Annotated in this window: 21 protein-coding genes and 2 pseudogenes; 17 read left to right on the top strand and 6 right to left on the bottom strand. The window is 68.5% G+C overall.

Annotation, left to right across the window (positions count from 1 at the left end; translation table 11 throughout):
- Window positions 1-89: 89 nt before the first annotated feature.
- Complete coding sequence (locus ADBZ9K_RS18060; RefSeq protein ID WP_526622905.1) at window positions 90-398, top strand: helix-turn-helix transcriptional regulator; 309 nt, start codon at window positions 90-92, stop codon at window positions 396-398.
- Here the strand turns inward: ADBZ9K_RS18060 and ADBZ9K_RS18055 are convergent.
- Both ADBZ9K_RS18055 and ADBZ9K_RS18050 read right to left on the bottom strand, forming a co-directional pair.
- Window positions 395-2398 (bottom strand): propionyl-CoA synthetase, encoded by a 2004-nt coding sequence (locus ADBZ9K_RS18055; protein ID WP_526624193.1) that lies wholly within the window; start codon window positions 2396-2398, stop codon window positions 395-397. The genes ADBZ9K_RS18060 and ADBZ9K_RS18055 overlap by 4 nt on opposite strands.
- The gene (locus ADBZ9K_RS18050) at window positions 2385-2813 is read right to left on the bottom strand and encodes a type II toxin-antitoxin system Rv0910 family toxin (RefSeq protein WP_526622904.1); all 429 of its coding nucleotides are present in this window, start codon (window positions 2811-2813) and stop codon (window positions 2385-2387) included. Before ADBZ9K_RS18050 ends, ADBZ9K_RS18055 begins: the two co-directional genes overlap by 14 nt.
- 45 nt (window positions 2814-2858) lie before the next feature.
- On the opposite strand from ADBZ9K_RS18050, the gene ADBZ9K_RS18045 reads away from it, so the two are divergent.
- Window positions 2859-3662: an enoyl-CoA hydratase/isomerase family protein gene (locus tag ADBZ9K_RS18045; RefSeq protein ID WP_526622902.1), complete on the top strand. Its 804-nt coding sequence runs from the start codon at window positions 2859-2861 to the stop codon at window positions 3660-3662.
- Here ADBZ9K_RS18045 and ADBZ9K_RS18040 read toward each other — a convergent pair.
- Complete coding sequence (locus ADBZ9K_RS18040) at window positions 3659-4522, bottom strand: LLM class flavin-dependent oxidoreductase (protein WP_526622900.1); 864 nt, start codon at window positions 4520-4522, stop codon at window positions 3659-3661. The two genes, ADBZ9K_RS18045 and ADBZ9K_RS18040, sit on opposite strands and share 4 nt — an antisense overlap.
- Window positions 4523-4974: 452 nt before the next feature.
- Here ADBZ9K_RS18040 and ADBZ9K_RS18035 point away from each other — a divergent pair, with 452 nt between their 5' ends.
- Genes ADBZ9K_RS18035 through ADBZ9K_RS18025 form a run of 3 tightly spaced genes read left to right on the top strand, consistent with a single transcriptional unit; the run spans window position 4975 to window position 7127 of the window.
- Window positions 4975-5820, top strand: coding sequence for a helix-turn-helix transcriptional regulator (locus ADBZ9K_RS18035; protein ID WP_526622898.1), 846 nt, complete (start codon window positions 4975-4977; stop codon window positions 5818-5820).
- 51 nt (window positions 5821-5871) lie between these two features.
- Window positions 5872-6249, top strand: a complete 378-nt coding sequence (locus ADBZ9K_RS18030; protein WP_526622896.1) for a BlaI/MecI/CopY family transcriptional regulator — start codon at window positions 5872-5874, stop codon at window positions 6247-6249.
- Window positions 6249-7127, top strand: a complete 879-nt coding sequence (locus ADBZ9K_RS18025) for a M48 family metalloprotease (RefSeq protein WP_526622894.1) — start codon at window positions 6249-6251, stop codon at window positions 7125-7127. The genes ADBZ9K_RS18030 and ADBZ9K_RS18025 overlap by 1 nt, the downstream gene beginning before the upstream one ends.
- A 10-nt stretch (window positions 7128-7137) precedes the next feature.
- On the opposite strand, the gene ADBZ9K_RS18020 is transcribed toward ADBZ9K_RS18025, so the two are convergent.
- The gene (locus ADBZ9K_RS18020; RefSeq protein ID WP_526622893.1) at window positions 7138-7629 is read right to left on the bottom strand and encodes a DUF2231 domain-containing protein; all 492 of its coding nucleotides are present in this window, start codon (window positions 7627-7629) and stop codon (window positions 7138-7140) included.
- A 107-nt stretch (window positions 7630-7736) separates the two neighbouring features.
- Between ADBZ9K_RS18020 and ADBZ9K_RS18015 the strand changes: the two genes are divergently transcribed.
- The 8 genes and pseudogenes from ADBZ9K_RS18015 to ADBZ9K_RS17980 all read left to right on the top strand — a co-directional run bounded on the left by ADBZ9K_RS18015 (window position 7737) and on the right by ADBZ9K_RS17980 (window position 15358).
- Complete coding sequence (locus ADBZ9K_RS18015; RefSeq protein ID WP_526622892.1) at window positions 7737-10076, top strand: heavy metal translocating P-type ATPase; 2340 nt, start codon at window positions 7737-7739, stop codon at window positions 10074-10076.
- The gene (locus ADBZ9K_RS18010) at window positions 10073-11245 is read left to right on the top strand and encodes an MFS transporter (protein ID WP_526622890.1); all 1173 of its coding nucleotides are present in this window, start codon (window positions 10073-10075) and stop codon (window positions 11243-11245) included. The genes ADBZ9K_RS18015 and ADBZ9K_RS18010 overlap by 4 nt, the downstream gene beginning before the upstream one ends.
- Before the next feature lie 9 nt (window positions 11246-11254).
- The gene (gene cobF, locus ADBZ9K_RS18005) at window positions 11255-11989 is read left to right on the top strand and encodes a precorrin-6A synthase (deacetylating) (protein ID WP_526622888.1); all 735 of its coding nucleotides are present in this window, start codon (window positions 11255-11257) and stop codon (window positions 11987-11989) included.
- 18 nt (window positions 11990-12007) lie between these two features.
- On the top strand, window positions 12008-13237 hold the full coding sequence (locus ADBZ9K_RS18000; RefSeq protein WP_526622886.1) for an alpha/beta hydrolase: 1230 nt from the start codon (window positions 12008-12010) through the stop codon (window positions 13235-13237).
- Window positions 13238-13266: 29 nt separating this feature from the next.
- Window positions 13267-13659: a phage holin family protein gene (locus ADBZ9K_RS17995; RefSeq protein WP_526622884.1), complete on the top strand. Its 393-nt coding sequence runs from the start codon at window positions 13267-13269 to the stop codon at window positions 13657-13659.
- 8 nt (window positions 13660-13667) lie between these two features.
- Window positions 13668-13910, top strand: a pseudogene (locus ADBZ9K_RS17990) (DNA-formamidopyrimidine glycosylase family protein); the annotation flags it as partial.
- 153 nt (window positions 13911-14063) lie between these two features.
- The gene (locus ADBZ9K_RS17985) at window positions 14064-14531 is read left to right on the top strand and encodes a zinc finger domain-containing protein (RefSeq protein ID WP_526624191.1); all 468 of its coding nucleotides are present in this window, start codon (window positions 14064-14066) and stop codon (window positions 14529-14531) included.
- Window positions 14532-14608: 77 nt separating this feature from the next.
- A complete protein-coding gene (locus ADBZ9K_RS17980; protein ID WP_526622882.1) occupies window positions 14609-15358 on the top strand; it encodes an SDR family oxidoreductase in 750 nt (249 codons plus the stop codon).
- Window positions 15359-15410: 52 nt separating this feature from the next.
- On the opposite strand, the gene pgi is transcribed toward ADBZ9K_RS17980, so the two are convergent.
- A complete protein-coding gene (gene pgi, locus ADBZ9K_RS17975; protein WP_526622881.1) occupies window positions 15411-17060 on the bottom strand; it encodes a glucose-6-phosphate isomerase in 1650 nt (549 codons plus the stop codon).
- A 51-nt stretch (window positions 17061-17111) separates the two neighbouring features.
- On the opposite strand from pgi, the gene ADBZ9K_RS17970 reads away from it, so the two are divergent.
- From ADBZ9K_RS17970 to ADBZ9K_RS17960, 3 genes are all read left to right on the top strand, one after another.
- A complete protein-coding gene (locus ADBZ9K_RS17970) occupies window positions 17112-18569 on the top strand; it encodes an NAD-dependent succinate-semialdehyde dehydrogenase (RefSeq protein WP_526622879.1) in 1458 nt (485 codons plus the stop codon).
- A 120-nt stretch (window positions 18570-18689) separates the two neighbouring features.
- Window positions 18690-18866, top strand: a complete 177-nt coding sequence (locus tag ADBZ9K_RS17965; protein ID WP_526622877.1) for a hypothetical protein — start codon at window positions 18690-18692, stop codon at window positions 18864-18866.
- A 181-nt stretch (window positions 18867-19047) separates the two neighbouring features.
- Window positions 19048-21000, top strand: a complete 1953-nt coding sequence (locus ADBZ9K_RS17960; protein ID WP_526622875.1) for an SGNH/GDSL hydrolase family protein — start codon at window positions 19048-19050, stop codon at window positions 20998-21000.
- A gap of 39 nt (window positions 21001-21039) precedes the next feature.
- On the opposite strand, the pseudogene ADBZ9K_RS17955 reads toward ADBZ9K_RS17960, so the two are convergent.
- Window positions 21040-21348: pseudogene (locus ADBZ9K_RS17955) on the bottom strand (chorismate mutase); the annotation flags it as partial.
- Window positions 21349-21549: 201 nt separating this feature from the next.
- Between ADBZ9K_RS17955 and pcrA the strand changes: the two are divergent.
- On the top strand, window positions 21550-23883 hold the full coding sequence (pcrA, locus tag ADBZ9K_RS17950) for a DNA helicase PcrA (protein WP_526622873.1): 2334 nt from the start codon (window positions 21550-21552) through the stop codon (window positions 23881-23883).
- Window position 23884 lies beyond the last annotated feature (1 nt).

Genomic DNA, 23884 nt, shown 5'->3' with positions numbered 1-23884 from the left:
AAATTTTCGCCACGACCGCCGGTAATGATGATCGCGCGCGTGAACCGCTGCACACGTCGTTGGACGTCCGGCTGGTTCAGTACCTCACGATGAACCTGCGCGACCCCGACCTCACGATGGAGCGCGTCGCGCGCGAGCACGGAATCTCGCAGCGGTATGCGTATCTGATCCTGGCGAGGCTGGGTATCAGCCCTGGCGACTGGGTGCGGACCGAGCGACTCGCCGGCGCCGCCCGCGACCTGCTGCGCCCCGTCGTGAAGCCACCAAGCATCGCCGAAATCGCCTCCAGCTGGGGCTTTTCCGACCAAGCGAACTTCACCCGGGCCTTCCGCCGGCAGTACGGAATGAGCCCGCGCGAATACCGCCGGGCCCATCGCGCTGATCCGCTCGGCGACTAGCCCTGCAGGATCGGCCGCAACGTCTCCAGCACCGCCGGATCCTCGATCGTCGACGGCATCGGTTCGTCCTTGCCGTGGGCGATGCCGCGCATCGTCTTGCGCAGGATCTTGCCCGAGCGGGTCTTGGGCAGGGCGGGCACCACGTCCACGACGCGCAGGCACGCCAGGGCGCCGATCTCCTCGCGGACCAAAGCCACCAACTCCTGGGCCAGACCGTCGGGCGAGGCCCCGGCCTTGAGCACCACGAAGCCGCGCGGCACCTGGCCCTTGATCTCGTCGGCCACCCCGATCACGGCGCATTCGGCCACCGCGGGATGCCCGGCCAGAACCGCTTCGATCGAACCCGTCGACAACCGGTGTCCCGCAACGTTGATCACATCGTCGATGCGGCCCATCACGAACAGGTAGCCGTCCTCGTCGATGAAGCCGCCGTCGCCGGTGAGGTAGAAGCCGGGATGTTCGCACAGATACGACGCCTCATACCGGGCGTCGTCGCCCCACAGGGTCGGCAGGGTTCCCGGCGGCAACGGCAGGCTGATGCAGATCGCACCCTCCTCGCCCGGCGCACACGGGGAACCGTCGATCTGCAGGATCTGCACGTCGTACCCGGGCATCGGCACCGTCGGCGAACCCGGCTTGAGCGGAAGCTGTTGCACTCCCATCGGATTGGCCGCAATCGCCCAGCCGGTCTCGGTCTGCCACCAGTGGTCGACGACGGGGATGCCGAGCTTGTCCGACGCCCACGCATAAGTGTCGGGGTCCAGTCGTTCGCCGGCCTGGAACAGGTACTGCAACCCCGCCAGGTCGTAGCGACCGATGTGGGAGCCTTCGGGGTCTTCCTTGCGGATCGCCCGGATCGCGGTCGGAGCGGTGAACAACGCCTTCACGTTGTATTCGGCGGCCACCCGCCAGAACGCACCCGGATCCGGTGTGCCGATGGGCTTTCCCTCATAGAGCACCGTCGTGGCACCGGCCAGCAGCGGGCCGTAGACGATGTAGGAGTGGCCCACCACCCAGCCGACGTCGGAGGCCGCCCAGAACACGTCACCGGGGTCGATGTCATAGATGTTGCGCATGCTCCACAGCAGGGCGACCGCGTGGCCGCCGTTGTCGCGGACGATGCCCTTCGGCTTGCCGGTCGTGCCCGAGGTGTAGAGCACGTAGAGCGGATCGGTCGCGGCCACCGGCACCGGAGCGACGGGATCGGCGCCGGCCATCACCTCGGTCCAGTCCACGTCGCGCCCGGCCACCAGATCGCAACCGTGCCGGTCGCGCTGCACGATCACGCATGCTTGCGGCTTGTATGACGAGAGTTCCAGGGCGTGGTCGAGCATCGGCTTGTACTCGACGACGCGGGTCGGTTCGATGCCGCACGACGCCGAGACGATCACCGCCGGCTGAGCGTCGTCGATGCGGGTCGCGAGCTCGTGAGCGGCGAAGCCCCCGAAGACCACCGAGTGCACCGCCCCCAGGCGGGCGCAAGCCAGCATCGCGATGACCGCCTCGGGGATCATCGGCATGTAGAGCACCACCCGGTCACCCTTGCCGACCCCCAACCCGCGCAGGGCGCCCGCGAAACGGGCTGTCTCGTCGAGTAATTGGCGGTAGGTGTAGGTGCGCTTGGTACCGGTGACGGGGGAGTCGTAGATCAGCGCGTTCTGGTCGCCGCGGCCGGAGTCGACATGCCGGTCCAGGGCGTTGGCGCAGGTGTTGAGTTCCGCGTCGGGGAACCAGCGGTAGAACGGCGGGTTGCTGTCGTCGAGGATGCGCTGCGGGGCACGCGTCCACGACACGGCGCGGGCGGCCTGCGCCCAGAACTCCGCAGGCTCAGCGATGCTGGCGTCGAACAACTCGCGATATCCGCCCATACCGGCTCCTTCCCGTCGTTGGGTGCTTGCACGGTAGCGCGACGGCGTGGCGCAGGTCTCATCGACGGCGGTTTTGTCGCCGAACGCACCAACATCTGCGCTGAACGGCCCGCCTGGGTCAGGCCAGCGCAGCGAGATTGGCCACCGATCTGCGGATGTCGGACTCCAGCAGCCGGGCCACGAAGCGCCCGACCGGCCCGTTGAGCAGCCCGCCGGACAGGTCGGCGAGCAGCCGGAAACAGGTCCCCGGCGCTTCGTCGACGACCCGCATCGTGATCCCGATCCCGATACCGCCGCGGCCCGACCCGCGAAGCTCGATCGCGTGCGGCTCGTCGTAGCCGGTGACCCGCCAATGGATGGTGTTGCGGAACCCCTTCACCTTGATCAACGACGACACCTGAGTGCCCTCGCCTATCTCCGACGGCACCGGGCTGCGCCAGCCGCCGAAGATCGTCATCCACTCGTCGAAGCGGCCCAGATTCGAGGCCAGCTCCCACGCACGCTGCGGCGTCACATCGGAGGGGACGGAGACGTCGACAGTAGCCATGCCGGCGTGCATACCCGAGGCCGCGGCGGGCTAATCTGCACCGCTATGGCCGCAGTCGAGTTCGCAGAAGTAGAAGACGGGATCGTCCAAGTCACCCTGAACCGGCCCGAGGTGCTCAACGCCATTGACGGCGCGCTGCTCGATGGCCTCGACGCCGCGCTCGACGAACTGAGCTCCTGGAAGTACCGGGTGGCGGTGCTGACCGGGGCGGGCCGCGGGTTCTGTGCCGGGGCCGATCTCAGCGGCACCGGGCAGCGCTGGACGGAACCGGCTGGCGCCCAGTTCAAGACGTCCTACGACGGGCAGGTTCGGCTGGCCGACCAGATGACCCGCCTCTATGAACTGCCCATCCCGGTGGTGGCCGCGGTCAATGGGGTGGCGGTGGGTGGCGGCCTGGCCTACGCGCTGCACTGCGACATCCGGATCGCTTCGGAGACAGCCCGGTTCGGCTCGGTGTTCATCAAGGCCGGCTTCTCATCGATGGACATGGGAACCAGCTATCTGTTGCCCAAGATCGTCGGCGCCGGGGCGGCGCGTGAGCTGATGCTGACCGGCCGGATCATCGACGCGCCGGAGGCCTATCGGATCGGGCTGGTGCACGACGTGGTCCCGCCCGACCAGCTCGCCGACGCCGCCCTGGAAATGGCCCGAACCATCGCCGCCAACAACGCTTTCGGTGTCTGGCAGACCAAGTCGGGGCTCAACGCGGCGCTGGATGCCCCGAGCCTGCGGCACGCCAAGGAGATCGAGAACCGCACACAGATCCTGACCGGGTTCACCAACAATCCGAGCGAGGCCGCTAGGGCGCACCGGGAGAAGCGCGCACCGAGGTGGGATCCGCTCGACTAGACCTTGGCGATGACGTTCTCGGCGAACCACTCCAGATTGCGGATCTTGGCATCCAGCGGCTCGGTGTCCGGGCCCTTGACGTAGGGCACCCGGAATCCGACGATCACATCGGTGACACCCTTGTCCTCCAGCCGTTTGACGCCGTCCACGGTGAACCCGTCGATCGAGATGACGTGGATCTGGAAGTCGCCGGTCTGGCCTTCCTCCTCGCGGTACCGGTTGAGCGTGACCAGCAACTCGTCGAGGTCCTCGTTGCCGCCGCCGTGCATCCAGCCGTCGTTGCGGGCGGCCCGGCGCAGCGCTGCATCGGCATGCCCGCCGATCAGAATCGGGATCGGCTCCGACGGCGCGGGCGTCATCTTGGTCTTGGGGATGTCGTAGAACTCGCCGTGGTATTCGAAGTAGTCCCCGCTGGTCAGCCCGCGGATGATGTCGATGCACTCGTCCATTCGCTTGCCTCGCTTGGCGAACGGCACCCCCATCAGCTCGTAGTCCTCCGGCCAGGGGCTGGTACCGACGCCGAGCCCGACCCGGTTGCCGATCAGCGCGGCCAGCGACCCGGCCTGCTTGGCCACCAGCGCCGGCGGGCGGATCGGCAGCTTGAGGACGAAGAAATTGAACTTGAGGTTCGTGGTCACCGCACCCAGCGCCGCGGTCAACACAAACGTCTCGATGAAGGACTTGCCCTCCAGGAACTCACGGTTGCCGTCCGGGGTGTAGGGGTACTTCGAGTCCGACTCGAACGGGTAGGCGACGCTGTCCGGGATCGTCATCGCGTGATAGCCCGCGGCCTCGGCCGCCTTTGCTAGCGGGATGTAGAACGTGGGGTTGGTCATCGCCTCGGCATACGTGAATCGCATCTGGCGATAGTAGAACGTGTTCTATTGGGCGTTCGTGGGTTGGCGAATCCATCCGCCCCGCACCGAGTGCGGCCGACGTCGAAGCGACTACACCCTCTTGCGTCTGCAGAAAGAAAAGTGCGCCAATCCGGCCGCAACCGGGGCGCGCCGCTGTACTCTCTGCCCTGAGCTGAGAACCATGCTCGTTCATCCGCCGTCGTCGGCGGATGGGTGTACCCGTATTTCTCCACGGGCGGTCGACGAGTTCTCATCTGCCAGCACTCCGGCGGCCCTACGTGTCACACGGCGGCTTCGGCCGCCGTCGGAGTCAGGAGACGACGATCGCAGCTCCCCCGGAGGCGCTCCCGAAGAGCGCCACGTTCTCCATCGCTGACCCCGACGCGGCGGCATCGTTCTTCGAGAGCTCCTGTGGAGTGAATGGGCGCGTCGGGGGCTTGCTTCCGAGTCGGCCGATGACGGTGTCCGGCGTGAAGATGGGTCACGTCAGTGTCGGTATGGCCGAACTGCCCAGCGCTTTGGACTTCGAGACGGAACGGTGGCCGTTCCACATCGTCGCCCAGCTGAAGTCCGGAAGCTTGCAGCTCGGCGGCAGTGCCCGGGCCGAGACGTGCTCGACCGGCGACGTCGTGCTTTCCGCGCGCGCCGGGCGCCCGTGCCGCGCCCAGACTGTCGATGCCGCGATCTCGCTGACCATCGTCGCCCCGGCGGCGCTGCGCCAGCTCACCGGTGGTGCCGGTTCCGACGGCCGGCCGGCGGTCCGCTTCATCTCGAGTCGCCCTCGGTCGGCCGCCGCCGCCGCTCAGTGGGCGACCGCCGTTGACTACGTCACCGCGACCCTGCAGGGCAGCGCCGGCGCCAGAGACGCCGAGTTGGTGGTCGGCAGCGCGGTGCGGCTGCTGGCGACGACGTTGCTGTACGTCTTTCCCAACACCTATGCCGACGCCGACTACAAGGCGGAGCACCCCGGCGCGGCGTGCTCGCCGCTGCTGCGTCGTGCGATCGACTACATCCATGGCAACTGCGCGCGCGACATCTCGATGGCCGATATCGCCAGCGCCATCAACGTCACACCCCGGGCCGTGCAGTACATGTTCCGCAGGAACATGGGCACCACCCCGATGGGCTATCTGCGCCAGGTCCGGCTGGACCGCGCCCGTCACGACCTGCTGGCCGCGGATCCGGCCCGCGACACCGTGTCGGGCATCGCGACCCGTTGGGGCTTCGCCCACATCGGGCGGTTCAGCCAGATCTACCGCGCCGAATTCGGCGAGTCGCCGAGCGTGACGCTGCGCGGCTGAGTCGGTGGGACCGGCGGCGGGTGCCTATCCTGGTCCGGGAGAGGATCTCGTGTGCGCAGACAACCCGGCAGTTTGGAGGACGCCATCATCGCCGTCCTGGGCCATCGCCCGGCGATGAGCGTCGCCGAGGTGCGCACCGAACTCGGTGGTGACCTTGCGCACACGACGGTGATGACCGCCCTCGTCCGGCTGGCGGACAAGCAACTGGTCACCCGGACCAAATCCGGCCGGGCCTATGTCTATGCCCTCGCCGCTCCGGCCCGGGACCTGCCGGCCTTGCGGACTGCGATCAAGATGCGCAACGAACTGCACCGCAGACGAGCCACCGACCGTGCCGACGTGCTGGCCAGCTTCGTCGCCGGTCTGGACCCCGCCGACGAGGCGGTGCTGCGAAAGTTGCTGGCCGACAACGATTCCGGCACCGGCTGATGCTGTGGTTGGTGCTGGCCGGCCCGTGGGTGGTCGCCGCGTTGCTGACGCTATTGCTGCCGTGGCTCGGCGCGCTCTTCACCCCGCAGTGGCTCACCCCGCTTCTCGCGGTCACCGGGGCCGCGCTGGCGCTCACCACCTGGATGTCGGCCCTGGCGCTGGCGACGATCGCCGCCGGTGCTGGGTCCACGACGGCCTGGGTGGGCGCGGTGTTGCTGGGTGGCCTGCTGTGCGCGACGCTGTTCGGCACCGTCGGGCATGCGCTGCGGGTCCGGTCAAATATGCGGTCCAGCAGGCTGTTTAGGGACTGTCCGGACCGCGTCGGTGACCTCCTGCAGGTGGACTCCACGATCCCCGACGCCTTCGCGGTTCCGGGGCGCCGGGGTGTCGTCGTGGTCACCAGCGCACTGTCGGCCGCTCTGGACGGCGACGAGCTGAGCGCGGTGCTCGAGCACGAGCGGGCGCACCTCGCGGGTCACCATTCGATGCTCATCCAGACGGTGCAGCTGGCCGCGCACCTCAATCCACTGCTGCGCTCGTGGGCTCCGGCGGTACGGTTCGCCGCCGAGCGGGCCGCCGACGAGCGGGCCGCCGCGGGCGACCGCCGGGCCACGCTGCGTGCCGTGGCTCGAGTGGCGGTGCTGTGCTCGGCCGCCGCCAGACCGGCCTGGACCGGCATCGCCGGCCGGCCCGGTGAGGTGATGCGACGGGTGGAGGCGTTGCAACGACCGGGTCCCCGGGCGCAGCGGGGCTGGCTGCTGGTGGCCGCGATAGCCGTGGTGGTCGCCCTGGGCGCCGATTTCGTGGCGGTTGCCGACCTTGCCCAGGACCGGGTGATCCCGGAACCGGGCGAGCTATCGGGCCAGGTGGTCGGCTGACAACCCGGTTCTAGTCGCCGTCGCCCGCCGACGCCGCCGGAACCAGCGGAATGTCGGCCCAGGTGGCCTTGGCGCCCGAGTCGCCGATGCGATACACCTGGATCACCGTCGCGATGCCGGCCACCGCCACGAAGACCGCGATGATCACCGACAACGCCGTGGACACCGGCTTGCCCCGGCCGGCGCGCAGGTGGACCACCACCAACAGCGCCGCCGCGACCACTAGGGCCAGAGCGAAATAGACCATCGTGTCGCCGAGCTCGGTGTGGGTGTGCAGCTGCGGTGAGCGTTCAACGCGGTGTTCGAGCCACTCCCCGGCCTCGGTAGTCAGCGGTGTGAGCACCGCGGTGACCACCGATAACGCCGCCACCAGCCACACCAAGCGTTGTCGAGCCGCCGGCCACACCGCGCACAGAATCGCCAGGGCCGCCGTCAGGGGGGCCAGAACGACGATGAAGTGCACGAACAGCACGTGCGCGGGAAGACCGTTGAAAGTCGACACCTGGTACTCCTACGGGTGAGCGGCGCTATCGCCGCGAATACTACATACGCTGTAGTAGTCACGCTGATCGGCGCAGCATCGTTCAACTCACGGGGATCATTGCTCACATGACCGACACCGCGCGGGCCAATGCCGGAAGTACCGGCCGGATACTGCGCTGGGCGCTGCTCGCGGTGACACTCGCTGCGCTGGCCGCCGGGGGCCTCGCGTGGCTACTCGATGCCCGCAGCGTCGCCGACGCCTGCTGGATCGCCGGAACCGTCGCCGCGATCCTGCCGGCGCTGTGGTGGGTGGTCGCAGCGGTCCGGGCCGGCCGGGTCGGCGTGGATGTTCTTGCGGTGCTGTCACTTTGCGGCGCGCTGGCGGTCGGGGAGTATCTGGCCGGGGCGCTGATCGCCGTGATGCTCGCGACGGGCCAGGCCCTCGACGCGGCGGCCGAGCGGCGGGCCACCAAGGACCTGCGCGCGCTGTTGGACCGGGTGCCACGCACCGCGCGGCGCCGCACGCCGGACGGGGTCGAGGTGGTCGGCCTGGATGAGATCCTCGTCGACGACATCGTCGTGGTGGGCCCGGGCGAGGTGCTGCCCGTCGACGGCGTCGTCCTGTCGGACTTCGCGGTACTCGACGACTCCGCGCTGACCGGTGAGGCCGTCCCGGTCCGTTGCGGCCAGGGCGATCCGCTGCGCAGTGGCAGCGTGAATGCCGGCAGCGGCCTGGAATTGCGGGCGTCGGCCAGTGCGGCCGACAGCACGTACGCCGGCATCGTCCGGCTGGCCCGGCAGGCGGCGGCCGAGTCGGCGCCGGTAGTGCGCATCGCCGACCGCGTCGCGGCGTGGTTCCTGCCGGTGGCCCTGGCCGTGGCGGCCCTGGCCTGGATCTTCAGCGGCTCACCCGAGCGTGCGGTCGCGGTGCTCGTGGTCGCGACACCATGCCCGCTGCTGCTGGCCGCACCCGTCGCCATCGTGTCCGGGCTGTCCCGGACATCGCGGATCGGTGTTCTGGTGCGCGGCGGTGGCGCACTCGAAACATTGGGCCGGGCTACGACTTTGGTTCTGGACAAGACCGGGACGCTGACCTCGGGCCGGCCTCGCGGCACCGACATCGTGGTGGCCCCGGGGTGGACGATCGATGAGGTGCTGGGTTTGGCCGCCTCCGCCGACCAGCTGTCACCGCACGTGCTCGCCGCCGCCATCGTCGACGAGGCGCGGCTGCGCGGGGTGGGGCTGAGTGTGCCGAGCGCTGTCACCGAAGAGGCCGGCACCGGGGTGTCGGCGGTCGTGGACGGGAAGTGGGTCGGCGTCGGCAACCTGAGCCTCGACGGCGACCTGCCGCAGTGGGCGGCGGCCGTGCTGGCCCGCGCATCGTTCGACGGTGCGGTGGTGGCCTGGGTTCGCGTCGACGACGAATTGGCCGGTGCGATCCTGCTGACCGATCCGTTGCGGCCCGACGCCCCGCGCACCCTGCGCAGGCTGCGGGCGGCCGGAATCACCCGGCTGGTGATGCTCACCGGTGACCGGCCCGCACCTGCGCAGCAGATCGGCACGGTGCTCGGGCTCGACGAAGTGGCGGCGCAACAGACCCCGGCCGACAAGGTGGCCCGGGTCCGCGCGGAGGCCGAGCGCGCGGTGACGGCGATGGTCGGCGACGGGGTCAACGACGCACCCGCACTGGCCGCCGCCGACGTCGGCATCGCGATGGGCGCTCGCGGCGCAACCGCCAGCTCGGAGGCCGCCGACATCGTGCTCACCTCGGACCGGCTCGACCGGCTCGCCGACGCCAAACTGATCGCCCGCCGGTCGCGGCGGATCGCGGTGCAGAGCGCGGCGGTGGGCATGGGCCTGTCCCTGGTTGCCATGGGGTTCGCGGCTTTCGGCTGGCTGCCGCCGGCCGCCGGTGCCCTGCTTCAGGAAGGAATCGATCTCGCGGTCATCCTCAATGCCCTTCGCGCGCTGGGCGGTGATCATGCCGGGCCGCCACCGCTGAGCCACGACGCCGAGGCGCTGGTGCGGCGGTTCTCCGCCGAACACGACCAGATGCGCGACGATCTTTCGATCCTGCGCGACACCGCGCAACAGGTCGCCGCTGAGCAGCTCGACGACGCGCTGGTATCGCTCCGCGCCGCTGACGCCTTCCTGCAGGACACCCTGCTACCGCACGAGGATGCCGAGGACAGTGCGCTGTACCCGGAGCTGGCGCGGCCGTTGGGCAGTCCCGAGGCCACCGCGACGATGAGCCGGATGCATGCCGAGATCCACCGGATGGCCCAACGGCTACACGCCCACCGCGAGCTGGCCGACGAGGCCGCAATGGTGCGCGCCGACCAACGTGATGATCTGCTGGCCTGCCTCTACGGTCTGTATGCCCTGCTGCGCCTGCATTTCGTGCAGGAGGAGGAGAACTTCTTCGTGCTTGCGCCGGACTTCCTGAACGCGAACGACCCTCGGTGAGAACCTGGCTGACCCGCAATGTGCGGGTGCTCTCGGCGGTGTCGTTCCTCCAGGACGCCGCCAGCGAGCTGCTCTATCCGCTGCTACCGATCTACCTCACCGTCGTGCTGGGTGCGCCGCCTGCGGTGGTCGGCGCAATCGAGGGCGCCGCGGAGGGTGCCGCATCGCTGACCAAGATCGCGGTCGGGCCGCTCGGCGATCGATTCGCCAAACGGCCTTTGATAGCAACCGGATACGGCATGGCGGCGCTGGGCAAGGTCATCATCGCGGTGGCCGCCGGCTGGCCCGGCGTGCTGGCCGGGCGGGTCGTCGACCGGCTGGGTAAAGGCATCCGCGGTGCGCCGCGCGACGCGTTGCTGGTCGACGGTATCGAACCCTCCGCGCGCGGAAGGGTATTCGGCTTCCACCGTGCGATGGACACCCTTGGTGCGGTGGTGGGGCCGCTGCTCGGGCTCGCCGGTTACGAGCTGCTGGACCATCGCATAGCCCCGCTGCTCTACTTCGCGATCGTTCCCGCGGTGCTGTCGGTGCTCCTCGTTTTTCTGGTGCGCGAGCAGCGAGCTGCCGGGCCGCGGCCGGATCCGGCGGGGCGCAAACCGATCTTTCGCGGCGTGCGCGAGCTGCCTCGCCGCTACTGGCGGGTCACCGGGCTGCTGGTCGCCTTCGGTGTCGTCAACTTCCCGGACGCGCTGCTGTTGTTGCGGCTCAACGAGATCGGCTTCGGCGTCGTCGGGGTGATCCTGGCCTACGTCGGCTACAACCTGGTCTACGCGCTGGCCAGCTTCCCGGCCGGTGTGCTGGCCGACCGGCTGCCTCGCTCGGCGGTGTTCGGTTTCGGGCTGGTGTTCTTCGCGGTCGGCTACATCGGGCTGGGCCTGACCACCGACCCGGTTGCCGCGTGGCTGCTGATCGCGGCCTACGGGCTGTTCACCGCGTGTACCGACGGCGTCGGTAAAGCGTGGATCTCCTCGTTGGTCGGCGCCGACCGGCAGGCCAGCGCGCAGGGGCTGTTCCAGGGGGTCAGCGGCGCCGCGGTGCTGGCCGCCGGGTTGTGGGCAGGCCTGCTGTGGGGGTCCGACGGCCGGGTGCCGTTGCTGATCTCCGGGGTGATCGGCGGCTGCTTCGCGGTGGCGTTGCTGGTGCCGATGGCGTTCCGGCGCTTTCGTTAGGCTCTGCGGGTGCGCACCATCCACGTCATCGGCATCGGAGCCGGCGACCCCGACTATGTGACATCGCAGGCGATCCGTGCGCTCAACGACACCGATGTGTTCTTCGCGATGGACAAGGGCGAAGCCAAGAGCGACCTGGTGGCACTGCGCCGCGAGATCTGCGCGCGGTTCATCACCAGACCTGGCTACCGATTCGTCGAACTGCCCGACCCGAAACGGGCGTCCGACGGCGAGTACACCCAGGCCGTCGCCGACTGGCACTCGGCCCGGGCGCGGCTGTGGGCCCGCGCCCTCGAGACCGAGCTCGGCCCCGACGGCGTCGGCGCGTTCCTGGCGTGGGGCGACCCGTCGCTGTACGACAGCACGCTGCGCATCCTCGAAGAGGTGGCTCACCACGTCGAGTTCAGCTATGACGTCATCCCCGGGATCACCGCGGTGCAGGCACTGACCGCACGCCATCGCATCCCGCTCAACGACGTCGGTGAGCCGGTCCTGATCACCACCGGACGCCAGCTGCGCGGCAGTGGTCTGAAGGGTTCGGCCGTGGTGATGCTCGACGGCGACTGCTCGTTCCTGAGTTGCCCGCCGCAGACCCGGATCTGGTGGGGCGCCTACCTCGGAACCCCCGACGAGCTGTTGATATCGGGCACCGTCGGCGAGGTCGGGGAGCGCATCGCCGGGCTGCGGTCCGAGGCGCGCGCCCGGCACGGTTGGATCATGGACACCTACCTGCTGCGCGAGTAGTCGACTACGGTCGTGCTCGTGGGTAGCCAAACATTACGCAGCACAACCAGAGTTACCGGCTTCGAGGATCCCGAACTCGACTTCCAGTTGCTACGCCAGCTGGGCTCGGCCGCCTACGGCGGGGCATCGGTCGGTGAATGTCTCGCGGTGGCTGCGCAGGTTCGCCGACGCGGCGCCCAGGACTGGACCGAGGCGTTCGCCGAGCTCGCCGAACGTCAGCGCGTCGACGCCGAACAGCGTGCGGCGGCCGGACATCTCATCAGTGCCCGGGAGCGCTACCTACACGCCGCCAACAGTTTTCGCTCGGCCGAGTACTTCGCACCGTTCGGCACGCCGCGCCACGCCGAACTCGGACTGGCCAGCCGTGCCGCCTTCCTGGCAGCGATGGAGCAGGATCCGGTCCAGATGGAAGAGCTGTGGCTGCCCTGGCATGATCAACGGCTGCCCGGCTACTGGTTCGGCACCCCGGGATCGCGGCGAACCCTGGTGGCGACCAGCGGATTCGACGGCACCCTGGAGGAAAGCTACTTCCAGGTCGGCGCGGCCGCCCTGCAACGTGGGTGGAACGTCATGCTGATCTGCGGCCCCGGCCAGATGGACACCGGGCGAACCGAGCCCGCAACGCATTTCGTCCCCGACACCGAGAGCTGGGTGTCGCCCTGGATCGACTTGGTGCTGAGCCGGCCCGACGTCGACCCCCGCGGGCTGGCGCTGCTCGGGATCAGCTTCGGTGGTTACTTTGCCTCGCGCGCCGCCGCGCACGAGCCCAGAGTCGCTGCCCTGGTGGCGAATTCACCGGTGGTCGACCTGCGGGCATACATGGTGTCGTTCGTCGCCGGGCTGGGTGGGGACCCGCAGGAGGTGCTGCGCCCCGAGGACGATTTCGGCCTGTCCGATATCGACGAGATCCCGGACGAGGAGATGCCACCGACCATCAAGGAGATGTCGCGGTCATTGATCCGTCGTTTCGGGCAGACCACGTTTCTGGGAACATTCGACTACCTGCGTCAGTTCACCGTAGATCCGGCGCAGATCGACTGCCCGGCCCTGGCGCTCGTGGGCACCGGTGAAGGTACCGAACCGCTTCGCCAGTACGAGGTGTTCTGCGGCCACGCCGGCGGTCCGGTCGCTGGGCGGATGTTCACGCCCGAGGACGGCGCCGACACCCACTGCCAGCTGGCCAATCTCACCCTGTCCAATGCCGTGACGTTCGACTGGCTCGACGAGATCATGGCATCGCAGCCCTGACCTCCGCCGCTTTCTGGGAGGATTGCGACATGGGATCGTTTCTGCTCCGCGCTGCGTTGACTGGTCTGGCGCTGTGGGTCGTCACGCTCGTCGTGCCGGGCATCACGTTCGTCGGGGGTGAGACGACGCTGCAACGGGTCGGCATCGTCCTGGTCGTCGGGGTGATCTTCGGTCTGGTGAACGCGATCATCAAGCCGGTCGTGCAGTTCTTGTCGATACCGCTCTACATCCTGACCCTCGGGCTGATCCACGTCGTCATCAACGCGTTGATGCTGTGGATCACCGCCTGGATCACCGAGCACACCACCCACTGGGGGCTGCAGATCGACCAGTTCTGGTGGACCGCCATCTGGGCAGCGATCGTGCTGTCGATCGTCGGGTGGGTGCTCTCGCTGCCGCTGCGCAGCGCCGATCGCGTCTAGCCTGAGATATGCCCGAACTGCCCGAAGTCGAGGCCCTCGCCGACCATCTGCGCCGGCATGCGGTGGGCATGACGATAGGGCGGGTCGACGTCGCCGCGCTGTCGGTGCTCAAGACGTTCGACCCGCCGCCGACCGCGCTGCACGGACAGACCGTGACCGGCGCGTACCGCTGGGGCAAGTACCTCGGGATCAAGGCTGGTGACCTGTCCCTGATCACGCACCTGTCGCGGGCGGGGTGGCTGCGGTGGTCGGACAAGCTGGCCGCGGCCCCGCTCAGACCGGGCAAGGGCCCGATCGCATTTCGTGTGCACCTCGGGACACCCGGCGACGCGCCAGGTTTCGACCTCACCGAGGCCGGCACCCAGAAGCGGCTCGCGGTGTGGATCGTCACCGATCCCGCCACGGTGCCCGGTATCGCGGGGTTGGGCCCCGATGCCCTGGAGATCAGCCCCGAGCAGCTGGCCGAGATCCTGGCCTCGCAGGGCGGACGGATCAAGACCGTGATCACCGACCAGAAGGTCATCGCCGGCATCGGCAACGCCTACAGCGACGAGATCCTGCACGTCGCCAAGCTGTCGCCGTTCGCGACGGCGAGCAAGCTGACGGCGGCGCAGCTGGCGACGCTGCATGACGCAATGATCTCGGTGCTCACCGATGCCGTGCAGCGCTCGGTGGGGCAGCAGGCCGCGACGCTGAAGGGGGAGAAGCGATCCGGGCTGCGGGTACACGCCCGCACCGGACTGCCGTGCCCGGTGTGTGGCGACACCGTGCGCGAGGTGTCCTTCGCCGACAAGTCGTTTCAGTACTGCCCGACCTGCCAGACCGGAGGAAAGATACTGGCCGATCGGCGGCTGTCGCGGCTGCTGAAGTGATTGGGTCCGGCGGGCAGGAGCGAAGCGACGCGGGGATTGGGTCCGGCGGGCAGGAGCCGGGAACTAGGCTGCCAACCGTGACCAGGCAGCGAATCCTCATCACCGGTGCAAGCTCGGGACTCGGGGCGGGCATGGCCCGCGCCTTCGCGGCCAAGGGCCGTGACCTGGCGCTGTGCGCGCGCCGCGTCGACCGCCTCGACGAGCTCAAGGCTGAACTGTCCCAGCGCTACCCCAACATCACGGTTGCGGTGGCTGCCCTCGACGTCAACGACCACGAGCGGGTGCCCACGGTGTTCGCCGAACTTGCCGACAAACTCGGCGGTATCGACCGGGTCATCGTCAACGCCGGCATCGGCAAGGGCGCGCCGCTGGGCTCGGGCAAGCTGTGGGCCAACAAGGCCACCATTGAAACCAATCTCATCGCGGCGCTGGTGCAGATCGAGACCGCGCTGGAGATGTTCACCAAGGCCGGCTCGGGCCACCTGGTGCTGATCTCGAGTGTGCTCGGCAACAAGGGCGTTCCCGGTGTGAAGGCCGCCTACTGCGCGAGCAAGGCCGGGGTGTCCTCGCTGGGGGAGTCGCTGCGGGCCGACTATGCGTCCGGCCCGATCGCCGTCACCGTCATCGAGCCCGGCTACATCGAGTCCGAGATGACCGCGAAGTCGAACTCCACCATGCTGATGGTGGACAACGAGACCGGGGTGCGCCAGATGGTCGCCGCCATCGAACGCGAGGCCGGCCGCGCGATCGTCCCGGGCTGGCCGTGGATTCCGCTGGTGGCTCTGCTCAAGCTGCTGCCGCCGCGGTTCACCAAGCCGTTTGCCTGAGCGATTTCGGCGCGCAAACCGTCGCGTAGCGGACGTTTGCGCTCCGAAATCACTAGCGAGCCCGGCCGCGCTCCTCGCGGTAACGGCGCACCAGCTCGTCGGTCGAGCTGTCGGTCTGCGTGGCCGGTGAACCGTCGCTGGTGATCACCGGAAGCAGCGCCTTGGCCTGGGTCTTGCCCAGCTCGACACCCCACTGGTCGAACGAGTCGATACCCCAGATCACGCCCTCGGTGAACACCTGATGCTCGTAGAGGGCGATCAGCTGCCCGACCACCGACGGGGTCAGCCTGGTGGCCAGGATCGAGGTCGTCGGGCGGTTGCCCGGCATCACCTTGTGCGGCACCACATCTGCTGGGGTGCCCTCGGCCGCGATCTCTTCGGCGGTCTTGCCGAAGGCCAGCACCTGGGTCTGGGCGAAGAAGTTGCTCATCAACAGGTCGTGCATGCTGCCCGACCCGTCGGCGGTGGGCAGGTCGTCGGTGGGCTCGCTGAACCCGATGAAGTCGGCGGGCACCAGCCGGGTGCCCTGATGCAGCAATTGGTAGAACGCATGCTGGCCGTTGGTTCCCGGTTCGCCCCAGAAGATCTCACCGGTCGGGGTGGTCACCGGCGTGCCGTCCGCCTTCACCGACTTGCCGTTCGACTCCATCGTCAGCTGCTGCAGATAGGCCGCGAACCGGGCCAGATCGTTGGAGTAGGGCAGCACCGCCCGGGTCTCGGCGCCGAAGAAGCCGGAGTACCACAGCCCGATCAGGCCTAGCAGTGCCGGCGCGTTCTGCTCCAGCGGTGCGGTCGCGAAGTGGCGGTCCACGATGTGGAAACCGGACAGGAAGTCGGCGAAGGCCTCCTTGCCGATCACCGCCATCACCGACAGGCCGATCGCCGAGTCCACCGAATACCGGCCGCCCACCCAGTCCCAGAAGCCGAACATGTTGGCGGTGTTGATACCGAAGCCGTCCACGAGCTTGGAGTTCGTCGACACCGCCACGAAGTGCTTGGAGACCGCGGCGTCGCCTAGCGCATCGGTGAGCCAGCGCCGCGCCGCGGTGGCATTGGTCAGCGTCTCCAGCGTCGAGAACGTCTTGGATGCGACGATGAAAAGCGTTGTGGCCGGATCGAGTCCGTCCAGTTTGGCCACCAGGTCGGCGGGGTCGACGTTGGAGACGAACCGCGCCGAGATGCCGGCGTCGGCGTAGTGGCGCAGCGCCTGGTACACCATCACCGGGCCCAGGTCCGAGCCGCCGATGCCGATGTTGACGACGCATCTGATCCGCTCGCCGGTGGCGCCGGTCCACTCGCCGCTGCGCAGCCGGTCAGTGAACTCGCCCATCGCGTCGAGCACCTTGTGCACATCGGCGACCACATCCTGGCCGTCCACGATCAGCCGGGAGTCCCGCGGCAACCGCAGCGCGGTGTGCAGCACCGCACGGTCCTCCGAGGTGTTGATGTGCTCACCGGCCAGCATCGCGTCGCGGCGTTCCGCCAGGTGCGCCGCGCGAGCCAGATCGATGAGCAACTCCAGCGTTTCCCGGGTGACCCGGTGCTTGCTGTAGTCGATGTAGAGGTCGCCGACGGTCAGCGTGAGCTCGCGACCGCGGTCGGGATCGTCGGCGAAGAGCTCGCGGAGGGTTTTCCCGGCGATCTGCTCGTGGTGACGACGCAGCGCGTTCCATTCGGTGGTGGCGGAAATGTCGGCGGTCATTCCACGAACCCTAATGCGGAGAAGTGTCCAAGGGAGTAGATGATGGAGGGCATGAGCTCACCAGAGATTGAACGGCTGTTGGCTTCGGTTCCGACCGGACTGTGGATCGGTGGTGAAGAGCGTCCGGGCTCGTCCACGTTCGAGGTGTATGACCCCTCCAACGACACCGTCCTGACATCGGTGGCCGACGCGACTGCCGCAGATGCGGTCGCCGCACTAGACGCCGCGTGCGCCGTCCAGGCCGACTGGGCCGCAACGCCGGGCCGCGAGCGGGGCGAGATCCTGCGCTCGGTGTTCGAGACGATCATCGACCGGGCCGATGACCTCGCGACGCTGATGACCCTGGAGATGGGCAAGGTCGTCGCCGAGAGCATGGGTGAGGTCAAGTACGGCGCCGAGTTCTTCCGCTGGTTCGCCGAGGAGGCGGTGCGCATCGGTGGGCGCTACGCACCCTCGCCGGCCGGCACCGGGCGCATCATCGTCACCAAGCAGCCCGTCGGGCCGTGCTACGCCATCACCCCGTGGAACTTCCCGCTCGCCATGGGCACCCGCAAGATCGGGCCCGCCTTCGCCGCCGGCTGCACGATGATCGTCAAGCCGGCTCAGGAAACGCCGCTGACCATGCTGCTGCTGGCCAAGCTGATGGACGAGGCCGGCCTGCCCAAGGGTGTGCTGTCGATCCTTCCGACCAGCAGGCCTGGCGAGGTCACCAAGGCCCTGATCGACGACGGCCGGCTGCGCAAGCTCACCTTCACCGGCTCGACCGGGGTGGGCAAGGCGCTGGTGGCACAGTCGGCCGACAAGCTGCTGCGCACCTCGATGGAACTCGGCGGCAATGCGCCGTTCGTGGTCTTCGACGACGCCGACGTCGACGCCGCGGTGGAAGGCGCGATGCTGGCCAAGATGCGCAACGGTGGCGAGGCCTGCACGGCCGCCAACCGCCTGCACGTCGCCAACGCAGTGATCGAGGAATTCACCGACAAGTTCGTCAAGCGGATGGGCGAGGTCAGCCTGGGCAATGGTCTGGACCCGTCGGCCAAGCTCGGCCCGCTGGTCAACACCAAGCAGCTGGCCAAGGTTCAGGAACTCGTCGACGACGCCGTGGAGAAGGGCGCGACGGTGGCGCTGGGCGGTCAGGCGCCCGGCGGTCCGGGCAACTTCTACCCGGCCACCGTGCTGACCGACGTCCCGTCCGATGCGCGCATCCTCACCGAGGAGGTGTTCGGCCCGGTCGCACCGATCGTCGGTTTCGACACCGAGGAGGACGGAATCGCCGCGGCCAACAACACCGAATTCGGTCTGGCGTCCTACATCTACACCGAGTCACTGGACCGGGCGTTGCGGGTTGCCGAGGCGCTCGAGTCCGGCATGGTCGGGGTGAACCGCGGAGTGATCTCGGATCCGGCCGCCCCGTTCGGTGGGGTCAAGGAGTCCGGGTTCGGTCGGGAGGGCGGTTACGAGGGCATCGAGGAGTACCTCGACACCAAGTACATCGCGCTCACCAAGTAATCAGCCGACCGAGCGGTCGCGTCCGGCTATCGCTAACTGTGGCATGCTTCACGCTTGCAAATGCAAGCACGGGGTAATCCAGGTCTGACTCCGCGACTGTCACTGCGATTGGAGACCCCGATGGGTGTGACCCACCACCGTTCCGACACCGCACGACCGGCGCGTCGTGGCGTGCCGGACCTGGTCCTCGCCCAGCTCACCGGGGTGGTCGGTGGACTGATGCTGGCGTTCGACGAGCTGGTGCCGCGCGCGCCCCGACGGCACAAAATCGTCGACAAGGACTTGACGCGCTGCTAACCCGGCACGGCTTGACGGCCCGACCCGCGCGCCGCCACCATTCCCCGGCGCTTGCCGCCTAAAGTCACAAGCCCGGACTTAGGGAGGGCTGCCCGTGACCGCGGCGCCGGCGCGAGCGACCGCGCACCATCGGTGGGTCGCCGCTACCCCTGATCGCGGCCCTCGGCGCCACCCCGCACGAGTGCCGCGCTCCGGTGTTTCCGCCCTCAACGGCATCCGCGGCCTGGCCGTCGCGCTCGTGCTCGTCGGGCACGGCGGCATCCCGGGCGTGGGCGGCGGATTCATCGGCGTCGATATCTTCTTCGTGCTCAGCGGTTTCCTGATCACCTCGCTGTTGCTCGACGAACTTGGACGCACCGGCCGGGTCGACCTGCGCGGCTTCTGGATCCGTCGCGCCCGGCGGTTGCTGCCGGCGCTGCTGGTCATGGTGCTGGCAGTGGTGTTCGTGCGTGCGTTGTTTCCGCCGGACGCGGTGCAGACACTGCGGTCCGACGCGATCGCGGCGTTCCTGTGGACGGCGAACTGGGCGTTCGTCGCGCATGACACCGACTACTTCAGCCAGGGCGGCACCCCGTCGCCGCTCCAGCACACCTGGTCGTTGGGGGTTGAGGAGCAGTACTACCTGATCTGGCCGGTGCTGCTGGTTGTCATCGCGGTGACGCTGGCCGCCATCGCCCGCCGCCGGGGCGCGACCGCCACTCTCGGCCGGGTGCGGGCGGTGCTGGTCGTCGTCGCCGCGCTGGGAGCGCTCGGCTCGGCGGCCGAGGCCATCCTGATGTCGTCGGAGACATCACTGAACCGGGTGTACTTCGGGACCGACACCCGCGCCCAGGCGCTGCTGATCGGCGCCGGGGCGGCGGCGCTGTTGGTCCGCGACTGGCCGGCCGTGCTGGCCGGGTGGTCGGTGATCCGCTCGCGGTGGCTCAAGTGGGCCGCCCGGATCGTGCCCATCCTCGGGCTGGCGGTGCTCGCGGTGGCCGTGCATGTGGCCACCGGCTCCGCGGCGGACTTCCGCTATGGCCTGTTGATCGTCGTCGCGGTGGCCGCGGCCGCCGTGATTGTTCCCGTGGCGCTCGATCAAGGCGGGCCGGTCGCCCGGGTGCTGGCGGTGCGGCCCCTGGTCTGGCTCGGCGTCATCTCCTACGGGGTGTACCTGTGGCACTGGCCGATCTTCCTGGTCCTCAACGGCGAACGCACCGGCTGGTCGTCCTGGCCATTGTTCGCCGCGCGGTGCGCCGCGACCCTGCTCGCGGCGACGGTGTCCTGGTGGCTGATCGAGGGGCCGGTGCGCCGCTGGCAGCCGATCCATGTCCCGCTGCTGCGCTTCGCCGGGGCGACGGTCGCGACAGCGGTGGCGGTGACGACGCTCGTCGTACCGATCGGAGCGCGCGCCGGAGACGGAACCGGGCCCGACATCTCCGTGGCCGCCCTGACGTCACCGGTGGAGACGGTCCGACCGGCGCCGCCGCTGCAGGCCGGCGCACGCCCGCACACGGTCTCGGTGTTCGGCGACTCGATCGCCTGGACGGTGCTGCGCTACCTGCCGCCCACTCCGGGGATCCGCTTCCTGGACCGCACCACCATCGGCTGCGGTGTGGCCCGTGGCGGGCCCTACCGCTACTCGGGTCAGAAGTTGCCGCAGAAGACCGAGTGCGACACCTGGCCGGAACGCTGGTCGGAACGCATTGCCCACGACCGCCCCGACGTCGTGCTGCTGACCATCGGCCGCTGGGAGACGGTGGATCGCATGTGGCGCGGAAAGTGGACGCACATCGGCGATCCCGACTTCGACCAGTACCTGACGGATGAGTTGCGGCGGGCGCTGGACATCCTGGGGTCGACCGGGGCCCGGATCGTGGTCACCACCGCGCCCTTCAACCGCCACGGCGAACAGCCCGACGGCAGCCTGTATCCGGAGGATCAGCCCAGCCGCGTTAAGCGCTGGAACACGCTGCTGCGCGGTGTCGTCGAGAACCGGCGCAATGTCGAGGTGCTGGACCTCAACAAGAAGCTGGGGCCCAACGGCAACTACACCGCCAAGATCAATGGCGTGCTGGTCCGCAGCGACGGCGTGCATCCCACCCCGAACGCCGTCACCTGGATGACGCCCTGGCTGGTCGACGCGGTGCGCTGAGCGTCAGTCACCCGAGCCGGCGCCATCCGATGGCCGGCGTCAGTACCCGAGCCGGCCGCGGCCCATCCGGAGCAGCAGCATCGCCAGATCCTTGCCGTCCTGCCCGAGTTCGCCGTAGCGCTCGATGACCTTCATCTCCCGGCTGTGCACCAGTCGGGTGCCGCCGGACGCCATCCGCGCCTTGCCGATCGCCTGAGACACCTCGGTACGGCGTTTGACCGCCGCCAAGATCTCGGCGTCGAGTCGGTCGATCTCGATGCGCAGAGCGTCGATGTCGGGTTCGGCTTCTGGGACCATTTCTACAGTCATCGCTTCCTTCTCCTCGTGTGTGCGACTGGTCTCATTCGGATCCGGGCCTCACACAAGAGACGAGCCCCGGATCCGGATGCGGACCGCGGGGCTCTCTGGCTGAGCAGCTAGACCACGGGCACCGCGGATCGGTACCCGTAAAAAAATCGACGCTGCCATGAAAGCACGTTTCGAGTGTGCCACCCCGAAGCCCGGCTTCGCAAAAAAACTGTCGCCGTCCAGCGGTAAGTTGGGTCAGACATGAGTGTGCACTTGACGGGGTTCAAGCCCCCGGCCCAAGCGGCCGAACTCCTCGAAGGTCTCAACCCTCAGCAGCGCCAGGCGGTGCTGCACGAGGGTGCCCCGTTGCTCATCGTGGCCGGCGCCGGCTCCGGCAAGACGGCCGTTCTCACTCGCAGGATCGCCTACCTGCTGGCGGCCCGCGATGTGGGGCCGGGTCAGGTCCTGGCCATCACGTTCACCAACAAGGCCGCCGCCGAGATGCGCGAGCGGGTGGTCGGGCTCGTTGGTCCCCGAGCCAGGAACATGTGGATTTCCACCTTCCACTCTTCGTGCGTGCGGATCCTGCGCAACCAGGCGTCGCTGCTGCCAGGCCTGAACTCGAATTTCTCGATCTACGACGCCGATGACTCACGCCGGCTGCTGTTGATGATCGGCAAGGACATGGGCCTGGACGTCAAGCGGTACTCGCCGCGGCTGCTGGCCAATGCCATCTCCAACCTCAAGAACGAACTCGTCACCCCCGAGCAGGCGGTCTCTGCACTGGAGCCGGGATCCGACGAGCTGGGCCGCACCGTGGCCAGCGTCTACGGGGAGTATCAGCGGCGGCTGCGCGCCGCCAACGCGCTGGACTTCGACGACCTCATCGGCGAGACCGTGGCCGTCCTGCAGAACTTCCCGCAGATCGCTCAGTACTACCGCAGACGATTCCGGCACATCCTGGTCGACGAATACCAGGACACCAACCACGCGCAGTACGTCCTGGTCCGCGAGCTCGTCGGCGTCTCGGCCCCCGACACCGACACCGTGCCGCCCAGCGAATTGTGTGTGGTCGGCGACGCCGACCAGTCGATCTATGCGTTCCGCGGTGCCACCATCCGCAACATCGAGGACTTCGAGCGCGACTTCCCCAACGCCGCCACGATCCTGCTCGAGCAGAACTACCGCTCCACCCAGAACATCCTGACGGCGGCCAATTCGGTGATCTCGCGCAACGCCAACCGGCGCGAGAAGCGGTTGTGGACCGACGCCGGCGAGGGCGAGCTGATCGTCGGCTACGTCGCCGACAACGAGCACGACGAGGCGCGCTTCGTCGCGGGTGAGATCGATGCGCTGGCCGATCGCGACGGCTTCTCCTACAACGACTTCGCGGTGTTCTATCGGACCAACAACTCGTCGCGCTCGCTGGAAGAGGTGTTCATCCGCGCCGGCATCCCCTACAAGGTCGTCGGTGGCGTTCGGTTCTACGAGCGCAAGGAGATTCGCGACATCGTCGCCTACCTGCGCGTGCTGGACAATCCGGGGGACGCGGTCAGTCTGCGTCGCATCCTCAACACCCCGCGCCGGGGTATCGGCGACCGCGCCGAGGCCTGCGTGGCGGTATACGCCGAGAACACCGGCTCCACCTTTGCCGACGCGCTGACCGCCGCCGCAGCGGGCAAGGTGCCGATGCTCAACACCCGGTCGGAGAAGGCGATCGCGAGTTTCGTCACCCTGCTCGACGATCTGCGCGGGCGCCTCGACGACGAGCTCGGCGATCTGGTCGAGGCAGTGCTGGACCGTACGGGTTATCGCAACGATCTGGAGTCCTCCAGCGACCCGCAAGACCTGGCCAGGCTGGACAACCTGAATGAATTGGTCAGCGTCGCACACGAATTCAGCATCGACCGGGCCAATGCCGCCGCGCTCGAAGACGGTGCGGACACCGACGAAGATGAGGACGTCCCGCAGACCGGTGTGCTCGCCGAGTTCCTGGAGCGGGTCTCGCTGGTGGCCGACTCCGACGAGCTGCCCGAGAACGACGCCGGCGTGGTCACCATGATGACCCTGCACACCGCCAAGGGGCTGGAGTTCCCGGTCGTGTTTGTCACCGGCTGGGAGGACGGGATGTTCCCGCACATGCGGGCGCTGGGCGACCCGGGCGAACTGTCCGAGGAGCGCCGGCTGGCCTACGTGGGCATCACCCGGGCACGCCAGCGGCTCTACCTCACCCGCGCCAAGGTGCGTTCGTCCTGGGGTCAGCCGATGCTGAACCCCGAATCCCGTTTCCTGCGTGAGATTCCCGAGCACCTTCTCGACTGGCGTCGCACCGATCCGGCTCCCTCGTTCAGCTCGCCGGTCAGCGGGGCGGGCCGGTTCGGCACCCCCCGCCCCTCGCCGGCGCGGCCGGCGGGAACCAGCAAGCGCCCCTTGCTGGTTCTGCAACCCGGGGACCGGGTCAACCACGACAAGTACGGCCTCGGCCGGGTCGAAGAGGTGTCCGGCGCGGGGGAGTCAGCGATGTCGCTGATCGACTTCGGCAGCGCCGGGCGGGTCAAGCTGATGCACAACCACGCTCCGGTGCAGAAGCTCTAGG

This window comes from Mycobacterium sp., assembly GCF_965229265.1.
In the GTDB taxonomy this organism is placed as follows: domain Bacteria; phylum Actinomycetota; class Actinomycetes; order Mycobacteriales; family Mycobacteriaceae; genus Mycobacterium.
Note: the sequence above shows the minus strand (reverse complement) of the source record. Positions and strands in the feature narration are given on the sequence as shown.